Raw genomic sequence first — 14,033 nt, forward strand, 5'->3', positions numbered from 1 at the left:
GCACGGCGGTGAGGGCATGGCGGAACGTCAGGTTGGTAGTGGGAGCCGATCCCCACTCGGCATAGTGCACCTCGCCCGAGCAGGCAGTCATCAGGTCTTTCTGATTCTTCACGTCAGGCTCCACCTCAAAGTTCACGTAGGGTGTGGAAGTATGACTCTGAGGCGAGAGCGTGAGCTTGGTGTAGTCGGCGGTCACTTGCGGTGCCACGGCGAAGAACTTGCCGTAGCGTTTTCCCCACGACCATTGTTTGGGCGTGGAGAGCTCGCCGTTGGAGTCGGTTTCCTCATTGTAGAACCACGGCGTGGTCTCGAGGTTGCCCGAGGCAGTGCCACGATAACCGATGGAACTGAAATTTCCCAACGTGGCAGTGGTGGTGATGTTGGCACGGGTCTGTGCCTTACCGTTTGTCCGGGTGGAGGGCACGCCTGCCACAGTGGTCTCGATGAGACAGGCATCGTCGGCTCCCGCTACGGAGAGCTTCCGCGAGGTGAGGTCTTCGGGCGTGAGATTCTGTACGACCAGTCTCTCGGCAAAGGCGGCGCGGGTAACGGCACCGTCGGGAGAGGTGGCGTTGTTTGCTTTGTCCCGTACGTCGCTCACGTTAAAGGTTACGGCAACACCTTTGTCGCCGTCGGTCTGACGACCCTTCCCGAGATCATCGTTGGCACACGAGGTCAGCATGCCCAATGAGGTTAGCATACCCGACCATAAAAGTAATTTCGTTAATTTCATTGTCTTGTTTCTTTTTAAATGGTCATAAAACTTAAAATTGATTCGCGGACTCTTTCCATCCGTTCCCGCAGGTTGAAGCGCTTGGCGCCACAGGGTTAATCGGGGTCTTCAGTAGGATCTTCCACAATGACACTGCCGCCGCCCCCTCCTCCGGGATACACGCCGGCACTGCCTGCCATCATGACTACCGTTTCCATGTCCATGGTCAGGACCTCACAAGAGGGTTTTACATAATTCATTTCTTTTTTCATTTCTTTTTCATTTAACTTGTTTGATAGAATGATTTTATATTCCTAAATGTTCTGTTTTAGCAACGTAAAAACGGTCTTATTTCGCGGTATTGTGCCGTGAAGAAAACACATAAAAAAAGGCAAAGGACATCCTCTTGGAATGCCTTTGCCTGCTATGTTTGTGGCACGCTTACGCGCGCGTACGAAAAGACGAAAAAATGTGTCTAAGTATGAGCGATTAGAATGTGTGTGTGTGTGTGTGTGTGTGTGTGTGTGTGTGTTAGCAAATTATTTGTAACGGCCAAATAATTTAACAAGTTTTTGCAGGAAAAACTATCGTTTCCCTGTGTTGTGCAAATACCTTTATAATATAGGTGGAAATGCGGTGGATGACTATATTTCCCTAACGTGTTCAAAATCCCTTGATTTAGATTTCGGAGGCAAAGCTAAGGATTAAGTTTAATTTATGCAAGGAAAAGAACAGAATTTTATCGAATTCACGTAAATTTATCGTTTTCAGTGAAAAACACACCTTAGGTTCTTCAGGTGAACCTTGAACCTTGCGATATTGATTTAAATTATCATCAAAAGACCGGGAAAAGTGATGTGTATGAATAGCCCCGCCCCACACGGGTAGTCAGGCAAATACTTCCGATGAATACAAGAACCCAACCGTATTTTCGAACCTTCATTCTTATTCTTTTCATTCTTATCTTTTTGTTAGCTTTTCCAAGACTAAAGAAATATTTATTCATCCTTTCCACTAAATAAGTACAAAAAAGAAATTTAACTTTGCCATTTTAATATAAATCTGTATATTCGCACCACTGTAAAATTAATTCATACGTTATGCAGATATCCCTTATACAATTAAATATCGTTTGGGCACAGCCTTCGGACAATATAAAAAAGGCCGATACCCTGATCGATTCCCTTCCGGAGACTGATTTGATAATCCTTCCCGAAATGTTCTCTACCGGATTCATCACGCTACCAAACGGGATTGCTGAGCGTGAGGATTGCGAAACTTTACGCTGGATGGTACAGAAAGCAAAGGAACGAAACGCTGCCATTGCAGGAAGCATCGCCATAGAAAGTAAAGGACATTTCTATAACCGTTTATACTTTGTGGAACCGGATGGAAAAATAACGCATTACGATAAACGTCACCTCTTCTCGTACAGTGGAGAAGATAAGTCGTTCACTCCCGGCAACAAGCGGGTTATAGTAACTTTCCGTGGTGTACGAATACTCCTTCAGATATGCTATGACCTGCGATTCCCCGTATTTAGTCGGAACAAAGGAGATTACGACATGATGCTCTACGTCGCCAGCTGGCCTACGTCGAGAGTAAAACAATGGTTGGCTCTGCTACGTGCCCGTGCCATAGAGAATCAATGCTACGTGGCTGCCGTCGACCGTGTTGGAAAAGATCCGTCGTGTGAATATTGTGGTGGCACTCTCCTACTCGATCCTTTTGGAGAAACCATAACGGAATGCCCTATGAACGCAGAAACGACAGCGACAGGAAAAATCGATTTAGATACATTGAATGCTTACCACAAGCGATTTCCTGCCATAAACGATGCCGATAAATTTACAATAGAATAATAACTAACTAATAATAAAAATGAAAGACAAGAAACTCTTACTCGGCGATGAAGCGATTGCCATTGGAGCACTTCATGCGGGATTGTCGGGAGTATACGCTTATCCGGGAACCCCGTCGACCGAGATAACGGAATTTATTCAAAATCATCCGTTATCGAAAGAACGAAATATTCACAGTCGTTGGTGTACGAACGAGAAAACTGCCATGGAAGCAGCTTTAGGCATGTCGTATGCCGGTAAGCGGGCACTGGTATGTATGAAGCATGTGGGAATGAATGTATGTGCCGATGCCTTTGTCAACTCTGCCATCACCGGCGTAAATGGTGGTTTGGTAGTATTGGTTGCCGACGACCCCAGCATGCACTCGTCTCAGAATGAACAAGATTCCCGTTTCTATGGGAAGTTCGCCATGATTCCTATCTTTGAGCCTACCAATCAGCAGGAATGTTACGACATTATGAACATCGCTTTTCAAACCAGTGAGGCTCTGAAATTACCAGTTTTGCTCAGGATAGTGACCCGTTTAGCCCATTCACGTGCAGACGTCACGGTAGAACAAGAAGCCGCTCCGATGAACACGCTAAACCCTGATAACGATAAGCATTGGGTTTTGCTTCCTGCCATAGCACGTAAGCAGTATTTAGTACTTATCAGTAAGCAAGACCATATAAGAAAGATAGCTGAGGAATCTCCATTCAATCGGTTTGAGAAACTCAATGGCAAAGGAATGGGTATCATAGCCTGCGGAATAGGTTACAACTATGTGAAAGAATGTGATCCGGAAGGTGTATCTGCCATATTGAAAGTATCGCAATATCCGTTACCTGAAAAGCAAATCAAACAACTGGCAGCTATCAGCGATAAGGTTCTTATCGTAGAAGACGGACAGCCGTTTGTAGAGGAACAAATAAAAGCTATTCTCGGACCGGACTATCCTATTGTCGGACGTTTGACAGGTGACCTCCCCCGTACCGGAGAATTAAATCCTGACAATGTTGCCAAAGCCTTGGGAAAAGCATTTGAGACCGCTTATAATGACGTTCACGAAGTAGTAGGTCGTCCGCCTGCCCTTTGTCAGGGATGTGGTCATCGTGACGTATATAAGGCACTAAACGAAGTAGCTGCAGAGTACCCTGACGCTCGTATCTTCGGAGATATCGGCTGCTATACCCTTGGAGCCCTCCCTCCTTTCCAGTCGATAGCCAGTTGTGTGGACATGGGAGCTTCCATCACCATGGCAAAAGGAGCTGCCGATGCAGGTCTTTATCCTGCCATCGCCATTATCGGAGACTCTACCTTTACCCATTCCGGTATGACCGGTCTGCTGGACGCAGTGAATGAAAACGCGAATATCACCGTTGTCATCTCCGATAACCTGACGACTGCCATGACCGGAGGACAAGATTCAGCCGGAACAAATAAATTCGAAGCTATCTGTATAGGTCTGGGTGTTCCTAAAGAGCACGTGCGAGTGGTCGTTCCACTACAGAAGAATATGCCGGAGATTATCAATATACTTCGGGAGGAGATTAATTACAAAGGTGTGTCAGTCATTATCCCTCGTCGGGAATGTATGCAGACCTTAGGACGAAAACTTCGTAAAGCTAAAGCACAACAGAAATGAAAAAGAACATTATATTATCGGGTGTCGGAGGTCAAGGGATCCTCTCCATCGCTACAGTGATAGGTGAAGCCGCTACAGAAGCTAACCTATATTTGAAACAAGCCGAAGTGCATGGAATGAGCCAGCGAGGAGGTGACGTGCAAAGCAACCTCCGCCTGAGTACGGAAGAAATTTATAGTGATTTGATCGCGAAAGGCAAAGCAGATATTATTATCGCCATGGAGCCGATGGAAGCATTACGCTATGTCCCCTATTTAGAGAAAGACGGATGGATCATTACTTCATCGGAACCACTCATTAACATTCCTAACTATCCTAACGTGGACAATGTTATCAACGAATTGAAACAAATGCCTCATGTCAAGATGCTTAAGATTGAAGCTCTGGCTAAAGAGAACTTTATCCCCAAGAGCGCAAACATGATTCTGTTGGGAATGGCAGCCAACTGCATTGACATCCTCTCACCGGAAGATCTCCGTAATGCTATCGGAAAGATATTTGCTGCCAAAGGAGAAAAGGTGGTGGAAGACAATTATAAAGCCTTCGATTTGGGCTTACAATATAGCTTACAATATAAATAGAACTCTCAGACATGACGATATTTAGTAAAGAATTAGTAGAAGAAGCCTGTCAGAAACAACATGTGACCGACCTCTCGCATGCCACTATCGGAGAAGTGCTGCTGGTAGCACAATATTTAGAGAATAAGACCGGCATTCCGTTCATTCGCATGGATCAAGGTTCTCCCGGTCTGCCGGCAAACAAATATGGCATTGAAGCAGAGAAGGCTGCGCTCGATCGTGGTGTAGGCTCACAATATCCGGCCGCTGCCGGCGTCAAAGAGCTGAAAGAGGCTGCGCATGAGTTTATAAAAGCCTTTATCAATGTCGATATTTCTGCCCGTTCATGCATCCCTACTACAGGTTCCGTGGCAGGTTCGTTTGGTTCATTCATCGCTTGTACACAGCGTATTCCCGGAAAGGACAAGGTACTCTTCATCGATCCGGGATTCCCCATTCAAAAGTCGCAGTTACGCATTTTAGGTATCCGGTGGAAAGAGTTCGACATCTATCCTTACCGTGGAGAGAAGTTGCGTGCCAAGCTCGAAGAAGAACTTAAAAACGGTGATATAGCTGCCATCGTTTACTCCAATCCGAACAATCCTGCATGGATCTGTTTGGAGGAAAGTGAACTGAACATCATCGGTGAACTGGCTACCAAGTATGATGCCATCGTTATGGAAGACCTTGCCTACTTCTGCATGGACTACCGCAAAGACCTTGGACATCCATATCAGCCGCCATACGTTCCTACTGTTGCCCGCTACACCGACAACTATATTCTGATGCTTTCTTCATCAAAGATATTCAGCTATGCCGGTCAGCGAATGGCATTGGTATGTGTCAACGATAAACTCTTCGACAAACAGTATCCCGCTCTGGCAGAACGTTACCACGATGCCGGAGTATTCGGATCCACCTTTATCGCCGAGATTCTGTATATGATTACCAGCGGATGCACCGCTTCTACCCAATATGGCTATGCCGAAATGCTGAAACTATCGTATGAAGGAAAGATAAACTTTGTAGAAGACACCCGTGAATATGAACGCAGGGCAAACAAGATGAAGAAGATTTTCTGTGACAACGGATTCAACGTAGTATACGATTATGATGTAACAGCTCCCGTAGGCGACGGATTCTTCTTTACCTTGGGCTATGGCGACATGACCGGTGAAGAACTCTTGGTCGAGCTGATGTATTATGGCGTAAGCAGTATCTCTCTTTCCACTACCGGAAGTAATCAGAGAGGTGTCAGAGCTTGTACCAGCCGTATGCGCGATGAGCTCTACCCTGTACTTCAGAATCGAATGAAGATGTTCCATGAAGATCATTCTAAAAGATAAAATCAATTAAACAATACAATATTTGATACCAATGATTTGGAATGAGAATAAAGAGTGTATGAGCCGTGATGAAATGAGTGCTCTTCAAGGGAAACGGCTCCATAAGATAGTGAATTATGTTTATCATAACGTACCGTTCTATCGCAGGAAACTGCAGGAAATGGATATAACTCCCAATGGTATTCAAACGATAGAGGACATTTCCCAATTGCCTTTCACCACCAAGCAAGACTTGCGTGACAACTATCCTTTCAATATGCAAGCTGCTCCTGCCGAGGAAATTGTTCGTATCCATGCTTCCACCGGAACTACCGGTAACCCTACCATCGTAGGCTATACACGTAAGGATATTGAAATCTGGAGCGAGTGCATGACTCGTTGTCTCACAGCCTATGGAGTAACTCGTAAAGATATCTTCTCTGTAGCTTATGGCTACGGACTGTTCACCGGCGGGCTGGGTGCTCATTATGGTGTGGAAAACTTGGGAGCTTCTGTAGTTCCCACCTCTACCGGCAATACCGAGAAGCATGTGCGCCTTATCCGCGACTTGGGAATAACAGGCATCGCATGTACGCCTTCGTATGCCCTCTATCTGGCTGAAACGATGGACAAGATGGGCATTAACCGTGATCAGATTAAATTACGTATCGGCGCTTTCGGCGCTGAACCTTGGACAGAGAATATGCGCAACGAAATAGAGAATCGCTTGGGACTGAAAGCATTTAATCTGTATGGATTGAGCGAAATCATGGGACCGTGTGTCAGCTACGAATGTGAGATGCAAAATGGCTCACATATCAATGAGGATCATTTCTATCCCGAGATTATCGACCCGAATACCATGGAAAAGTTACCTAACGGACAGTTGGGGGAACTGGTATTCACTACCCTTACCAAAGAAGGTATGCCCTTACTTCGTTACCGTACTAAAGATTTGTCTTCACTGCTGGATGGCGAGTGCGAATGTGGACGTACTAATGTTCGGATGGGACGTATTATGGGGCGTTCGGATGATATGCTCATTATTCGTGGTATCAATATCTTCCCATCGCAAGTAGAGAGCGTTATCCTCAGCATGAAAGAATTTGCTCCGCGATACCTGCTTGTTGTCGACAGAGTGAACAACCTTGACACTCTGCTTGTTCAAGTAGAGCTCCGACAGGAATACTTCACTAATGACTTTGACCGTCTGGCCCCATTGGAGGCTATACAAAAGAAGTTGGCTGATAAACTGAAAAGTGTACTCAGCATTAGCGCAAAAATACAACTGAAAGCTCCCGGAACCATAGAACGCAGTCAGGGAAAGAGCCAATTCGTAGTGGATAAGAGAAAGTTAAACTAATAAACAGAACAACAATGACTAACTATAGCGAATTTTTCAATCCCGAAAAGGAAATGATGTCCCGTCAACAGATTGAAGATCTACAGTTGGAACGTCTCAAACAGACGTTGCATAACTGCATGAACTCCTCTTTCTATAAGAAACGATTTGATGACATCGGTTTGAGCCCCGAAGATATTAAGACGCTCGATGACTTACGAAAGATTCCATTCACTACCAAACAGGATTTACGTGACACCTATCCGTTTGGTATCGCCAGTGTGTCGCTACGCGATTGTATCCGTCTGCATTCTTCAAGTGGAACAACAGGTAACCCTACGGTTATCCTACATACCAAAAAAGATTTAGAAGAATGGGCGAATGCTGTAGCCCGCTGCCTATGGATGGTAGGGGCCCGTCCTGAAGATGTCTTTCAGAATACTTCCGGCTACGGAATGTTCACAGGCGGATTGGGGTTTCAGTATGGAGCAGAACGTCTGGGGATGCTTACCGTTCCTGCTGCTGCCGGAAACTCGCGAAGACAGATTAAATTCATCACCGACTTTGGTACTACAGTAGTACATGCCATTCCCAGCTACGCTACTCGTCTGTACGAAGTGATGCAAGATGAAGGAATCGACCCATATAAAGACACCAAACTGCGTATTTTAGCTATCGGAGCAGAGCCCCACAGTGAGGAACAACGAAAACGCATAGAAGAAATGCTTGGAGTAAAAGCATATAACTCGTTCGGAATGTCCGAGATGTGTGGCCCGGGTGTGGCATTCGAATGTAAGGAACAAAACGGAATGCATATTTGGGAAGATTATTACATCGTCGAGATAGTCAACCCCGACACACTGGAACCTGTACCCGACGGAGAAATAGGCGAAATGGTGCTCACTACCATTAACCGTGAAGCCATGCCATTACTACGCTACCGTACCCGCGACCTTACCCGTATCATTCCCGGAGAATGTCCATGCGGACGTCATCATAAACGAATCGATAGAATGAAAGGCCGGTCAGATGATATGATTGTGCTTCGCGGAGTTAACATCTTCCCTATTCAGATAGAACAAGTACTAATGAAATTTAAAGAACTGGGGAGCAACTACCTCATTACGTTACAGACAGACGAAGTGAACGATTCTATGACTGTGGAAGTAGAATTGGGCAAACTCTTTACCGATGATTATACCCGCTTGCAGAAACTCACGAAAGAGATTACCAGTCAGCTACATGATGAAATTCTTCTCATTCCACACGTCAAGCTGGTTGCTCCGGGCAGTCTTCCTAAAACCGATGGAAAAGCTGTCAGAGTAAAAGATTTAAGAAAACATTTTTGCTAAAGAATAACATTTAATACGTACCAATATGACCGTAAATCAATTATCCGTTTTTATAGAGAACAAATCAGGTACACTGTCAAAAGTGCTCGATCTGTTTAAGGAGGCTCACATTCAAATGATTGCCGCAAACATTGCCGATACCATCGATTATGGTATCTTCCGAATTATATGCAGTGAACCGTCGCGTGCCTATAAAGTGATGAAAGAAGCGGGTGTAGCCGTAACCATGTCCGATGTATTTGCCATCGAACTTGATAATCAACCGGGGAAAGCAGCCGATGCCATCTCCATCTTCGCTCACGAGAATATAGAGATTACCTACCTGTATTCTTTCTTACTGGATGGAAAAGGTATCCTTATCTTCCGTACTGACAACTTCGACCGTGCTTGTGAGATTATCGAGCTGAATAATCTGAAAGTGATTACAGAAGACGATCTGCTCAATTTAGCTAAATAATCATGACGCCCTATCTCCATAACCATGACATGGGAAAGAGTGATGCGTATGAGTTGATCGATTCATGTGTATGAGTTTGGCAAATAATATGTATGAGTCAGGTGATTTATATAGATAAAACATCTGACTCATACATATAAAACATGCACATAACACTAATAACCTTCTTCGTTCTTAATCTCATCAATCGTTATCTGCTTCTTATTTAAAGCACGCCAAGCATATATAATATAGGCAAGAACAAACGGGATAAGAAAAGAAACATACGTCATCGTACGGAGTGTAAACTCACTGGAGCAGCTATTTGATAACGTTAACGAGCTTTGCATGTCGGCCGTTGAAGGATAATAAGAGGTATGGTTATAACCAACTAAGAAAAACAAGGATAAAACCACCAAAACAGTCCCTATGCCCGAAAACCATATTCCATATTTATATGATTTACTGAAAAATGTTTTTAGTATTCCCATCAACACCCCTACCACACCGATTAGAAATAAAATCAAGACAACAGGCATAGCAAGGAAATTATGCAGATACTTCAATGGTTCCATATAAATAGAGCCATCATTGTTTACAGCAAATCCATCGGCTGTTAAAATATATCCTACGAAAGCTAAAAAGAAAACTAAAAAAGGAACGGTATCAACAAGTAATTGATGACGACATCGAGCATTCAAAACATCATTCCTTATATTATTAATAAAGTACAGATTACCCAACAATCGAGCCAAAAAGAACACCGCAAAGCCCAAAATCAAATTCCATGGATTCAGCAAAGCATCCAATCCATGCGATCCGTTTGCCCATGCACTGACTACAGGCATTGATTCTGCTCCGATATTACCTTTATCAATAATAAAATTAGAGCCTGTAAAGAATGTCGCTACCGCAGCACCCAATAACAACGGGCTGACAATTCCGTTTATAATCAGAAACCACTGATAGGTCTTCTTGCCTAATACGTTTCCTATTTTCGATTGAAACTCATAAGATACAGCCTGAAGCACAAAAGTAAACAGAATGATCATCCACAACCAATACGCACCACCAAAACTGGTACTATAAAACAGTGGGAAAGAAGCAAAAAAGCCTCCTCCAAAAGTAACTAATGTAGTGAATGTAAACTCCCATTTCCTTCCTGTGGAATTCACCATTAAAGATCGTTCCTCCTCTGTTTTTCCTAAAGTGAATAGAAGGGAATTACCTCCTTGAACAAATAAAAGAAAAACCAACAGGGCACCCAATAAAGATATCAGGAACCACCAATATTGCTGTAAGAATTCGTATGTCATATTCATAGTATTATATTATTCCTTAATCATTTTTGTATTCTCTTCGACAGACGGACCTGCCTTAATCGCTTTAATCATAATACAAATTTCCGCAACCAGCATAATAGTAAAAAGAATTAAGAAGATAAAGAATGTCAGCTGCACCGAACCTGTTTGTAATTTACTGATAGCCGCGTTCAAGGGTAACATATCCTGAATAGCCCAAGGCTGCCGTCCCACCTCCGCGACTATCCAGCCGGATTGAGCAGCAATATATCCTAATGGTATAGTCCAAAATGCCACTTTTTGTAACCAGGTCTTATTCTCCAACTTTTCCTTATATTGATACCAACAAATCAGTAAGAACAATAAGATGAAAAAACCGCCCAATCCAACCATTACACGGAACGACCAGAAAGTAATGGCAACAGGTGGAATTAAATAATTCGTGTCTTTAATATAGCCATAGCCAAAATAAGGCATATTTTCTTCCAGCATCTTCAAACTTTCCATCTTTAAGGCATCATCTTTTTCTGCAATCGCTTTACGATAATTGCCCAATGAAGCAATCGCGACTTTTCCACGGCGTATCTTTTCCTCTGCCGACGGATAGACTTTTCCATCCGGTGTTTGATAACCATCAATAATATCGTTGATGCCGGGGACAAAACCATTGAAGTCGTGAGTAGCTAAGAATGAAAGCACCTTTGGAAATTTCAAATCACCGACAACGGTAAAAGGAACACCGGTTCCTCCATGAAGAAGTCCTTCAGCCGCAGCCATCTTCATCGGTTGAAGCTTTGCAACCTGAACACCGGAAATATCTCCGGTTAACGCAATAATGATTGAAGAAACGAGTCCAAATAAAGCTCCTACTTTAATACTGGACAAAGCAAAATTTACATGGCGTTTTTTAATCAGATACCAACAACTAACCCCTACCACAAAGATAGCTCCGAGAACCCAGCCACTCATCACTGTATGGAAAAACTTTGCTACCGCCATAGGAGAAAAAGCCACAGCAATAAAATCATTCATCTCATTTCTTACTGTGTCAGGATTAAAATGCATACCTACAGGATACTGCATCCATGAATTTGCAACCAGAATCCACCAAGCAGAAATGGTCGCGCCAATGCCTGTCAACCATGTAGATGCCAAATGGAACTTTTTACTTACCTTCTTCCATCCAAAAAACATCACCGCAACGAAAGTCGATTCCATAAAAAAAGCCAAGATACCTTCAATTGCCAACGGAGCGCCAAAGATATCTCCCACAAACATGGAATAATTGCTCCAATTGGTACCAAACTCAAATTCAAGAATCAAGCCGGTAGCAACACCAACGGCAAAATTGATTCCAAATAGCTTTTGCCAAAATTGGGCAATTCCTTTCCATCTTGGAAGACCTGTTTTTACATACATAGTCTCCATTATGCCCATAATCATAGCTAATCCTAATGTTAAAGGAACAAATAGCCAGTGATACATGGCTGTTAACGCAAATTGGGCACGCGACCAATCAATTAGTGAAGTGTCAATAGATCCAATCATAACCTTATTAAATTTGTATTAGTAGTATATATTAGAATTTAAGGAGCAACTCTGTTAAGTAATTCTTCACTAACGTATTCCGATTTTTGCTCCGGGTTCTTCCCTTTTAAGAAATTGGGAAAGAAAAAAAGCTTCAACACAAAAAATATGACAAACAATTTTATGAAAATAATAAGCCAAAGAGTTTTGCCTATCGTCATCTGACGAAAACCATCCAAATAAAATTTTAATATTCTGACAAATACCGATGTGTGATTCTTTTGCATAAATTTAAATGTCATTTTTGCAAATATAAGTACAATTTTGTAACGATTCCAAATTTTGAAATGTTTTTCTTGGAATATTTTATATAATAGCTTCTTCGCTTTTCCTACATTTTACTTAATTATTAATCTTTGAGATATTATTTTATTATCATTTTAAATAGTATAAAACACATCATTATTAACATTAAGGACTTGAGAATATCACTAATTAGTCGATAATATTCTCCATCATGTCGATTTTATTTGAACAAATATAAAGCTGACCATACATTTGTATCAAAATTTAAATTTATGAAACATGAAAGCAAAAGGATTATATGCAACAATGATATTATTGATAACTACAAGTTATGCAATAGCGCAAACGAATAGCACAAACTCTCTTCGTGAGAAATCGTGGACATTACAAGATTGCATTAACTACGCATTAGAACAAAACATTCAATTACGTCAAAGCAAGATTTCTTTGGCTGAAAGCGAAGTAAACGTTAAACAAACAAAAGCAGCCCTCTTCCCTTCTCTTTCGTTTGCTACAGGACATAATGTGACAAACCGTCCTTATCAACAAAACAGCAATACAGTTAATGGAACGGAAATTATTGCCAGTGATAGCAAAACTACCTATTCTGGGAGTTACGGGTTGTCTGCAAGCGTGACTCTTTGGAATGGCAATAAAAACATGAATAACATTAAACAACAGAAATTGAATAATCAAATTGCAGACTTAACTGTTCAGGAAACAGAAAATTCTCTACAGCAACAAATTACACAACTCTTTATTCAGATATTATATGCTAACGAGTCCGTAAAAATCAACAAAAATACAGTTGAAACAAGTCAAGCTACTTATAATCGTGGTAAAGAGCTTTTTAACGAAGGAAGTCTTTCAAAAGCCGATTTAGCCCAGCTTGAAGCCCAAGTAAGTAATGACCAATATTCGGTAGTTACTTCTGAAAGTACACTTCGGAACTATAAATTACAATTAAAACAATTGCTTGAGTTAGAAGGTACAAACGAAATGGATCTGGTATTACCGGAAATAAGTAATGATGAGATTCTGAAATTATTACCGGCTCAAGAGGATATTTATCAGCAAGCTTTAACTTTCCGACCGGAGATTCAAAGCAGTAAACTGAGCATAGAGAATTCTAAATTAAATATCTCTATCGCAAAAGCAGGCTATTGGCCTACACTTAGTTTAAACGCATCCTCGGGCAGCACAACGAACAGTTCAAGCAATTACAACTGGGGAACTCAAATGAAAAATGGATGGAACAATATGATTGGATTGAGTTTAAGCTTCCCTATCTTCGACAACAGAACAAATAAAAGTAATATGGAAAAAGCACGCTTAGCTTATGATAGTAGTCAATTAGACCTGATTAATAAACAGAAAGAATTATATCAGACTATAGAAGGACTTTATCTTGACGCAAAGAATGCCCAAGAACAATATAAGGCTGCGGAAAGTAATACAAAAAGCTATCAGACAAGTTATGACATGGTCAGCGAACAATTTAATTTAGGGATGAAGAATACAGTTGAGCTTCTTACCGAAAAAAACAATTTACTGAATGCACAACAGCAACGTGTCCAAGCTAAATATATGGCTCTGCTAAATAGAACTTTACTCGATTTCTATGCTGAAGGCAAAATCAAGATATAATGAACAATTCAAATACGTGAAATAATAAAAACAAATAAA

Annotated in this window: 12 protein-coding genes; 8 read left to right on the plus strand and 4 right to left on the minus strand. The window is 42.1% G+C overall.

Annotation, left to right across the window (positions count from 1 at the left end; genetic code table 11):
* Positions 1-733 (minus strand): fimbrillin family protein (locus tag LO761_RS05970; RefSeq protein WP_272817376.1); only part of this gene is annotated, 733 nt, incomplete at its 3' end.
* 1,079 nt (positions 734-1,812) lie between these two features.
* Between LO761_RS05970 and LO761_RS05975 the strand changes: the two genes are divergently transcribed.
* From LO761_RS05975 to LO761_RS06005, 7 genes are read left to right on the plus strand one after another with little or no spacing between them, the layout of a single operon-like run.
* The gene (locus tag LO761_RS05975) at positions 1,813-2,574 is read left to right on the plus strand and encodes an amidohydrolase (protein ID WP_272817377.1); all 762 of its coding nucleotides are present in this window, start codon (positions 1,813-1,815) and stop codon (positions 2,572-2,574) included.
* Positions 2,575-2,593: 19 nt separating this feature from the next.
* Entirely contained in the window at positions 2,594-4,198 is a 1,605-nt protein-coding gene (locus LO761_RS05980) for a thiamine pyrophosphate-dependent enzyme (protein ID WP_272817378.1), read from the plus strand.
* Positions 4,195-4,779 (plus strand): indolepyruvate oxidoreductase subunit beta, encoded by a 585-nt coding sequence (locus LO761_RS05985; RefSeq protein ID WP_272817379.1) that lies wholly within the window; start codon positions 4,195-4,197, stop codon positions 4,777-4,779. The genes LO761_RS05980 and LO761_RS05985 overlap by 4 nt, the downstream gene beginning before the upstream one ends.
* An 11-nt stretch (positions 4,780-4,790) precedes the next feature.
* The gene (locus LO761_RS05990) at positions 4,791-6,104 is read left to right on the plus strand and encodes a pyridoxal phosphate-dependent aminotransferase (RefSeq protein WP_272817380.1); all 1,314 of its coding nucleotides are present in this window, start codon (positions 4,791-4,793) and stop codon (positions 6,102-6,104) included.
* A gap of 31 nt (positions 6,105-6,135) precedes the next feature.
* A complete protein-coding gene (locus tag LO761_RS05995) occupies positions 6,136-7,446 on the plus strand; it encodes a phenylacetate--CoA ligase family protein (RefSeq protein WP_272817456.1) in 1,311 nt (436 codons plus the stop codon).
* A 14-nt stretch (positions 7,447-7,460) separates the two neighbouring features.
* Entirely contained in the window at positions 7,461-8,777 is a 1,317-nt protein-coding gene (locus LO761_RS06000; RefSeq protein WP_272817381.1) for a phenylacetate--CoA ligase family protein, read from the plus strand.
* Between the two features lie 25 nt (positions 8,778-8,802).
* Positions 8,803-9,234: an amino acid-binding protein gene (locus tag LO761_RS06005; protein WP_272817382.1), complete on the plus strand. Its 432-nt coding sequence runs from the start codon at positions 8,803-8,805 to the stop codon at positions 9,232-9,234.
* Between the two features lie 155 nt (positions 9,235-9,389).
* Here the strand turns inward: LO761_RS06005 and cydB are convergent, their stop codons facing one another.
* From cydB to LO761_RS06020, 3 genes are read right to left on the minus strand one after another with little or no spacing between them, the layout of a single operon-like run.
* The gene (gene cydB / locus LO761_RS06010) at positions 9,390-10,529 is read right to left on the minus strand and encodes a cytochrome d ubiquinol oxidase subunit II (RefSeq protein WP_272817383.1); all 1,140 of its coding nucleotides are present in this window, start codon (positions 10,527-10,529) and stop codon (positions 9,390-9,392) included.
* A 15-nt stretch (positions 10,530-10,544) separates the two neighbouring features.
* On the minus strand, positions 10,545-12,062 hold the full coding sequence (locus tag LO761_RS06015; protein WP_272817384.1) for a cytochrome ubiquinol oxidase subunit I: 1,518 nt from the start codon (positions 12,060-12,062) through the stop codon (positions 10,545-10,547).
* Positions 12,063-12,100: 38 nt separating this feature from the next.
* Positions 12,101-12,328, minus strand: coding sequence for a DUF4492 domain-containing protein (locus tag LO761_RS06020; protein ID WP_272817385.1), 228 nt, complete (start codon positions 12,326-12,328; stop codon positions 12,101-12,103).
* Between the two features lie 298 nt (positions 12,329-12,626).
* Between LO761_RS06020 and LO761_RS06025 the strand changes: the two genes are divergently transcribed.
* Positions 12,627-13,994, plus strand: a complete 1,368-nt coding sequence (locus LO761_RS06025) for a TolC family protein (protein WP_272817386.1) — start codon at positions 12,627-12,629, stop codon at positions 13,992-13,994.
* Positions 13,995-14,033: the final 39 nt, after the last annotated feature.

Origin of the sequence: Phocaeicola oris, assembly GCF_021295095.1 — a bacterium.
In the GTDB taxonomy this organism is placed as follows: domain Bacteria; phylum Bacteroidota; class Bacteroidia; order Bacteroidales; family Bacteroidaceae; genus Phocaeicola; species Phocaeicola oris.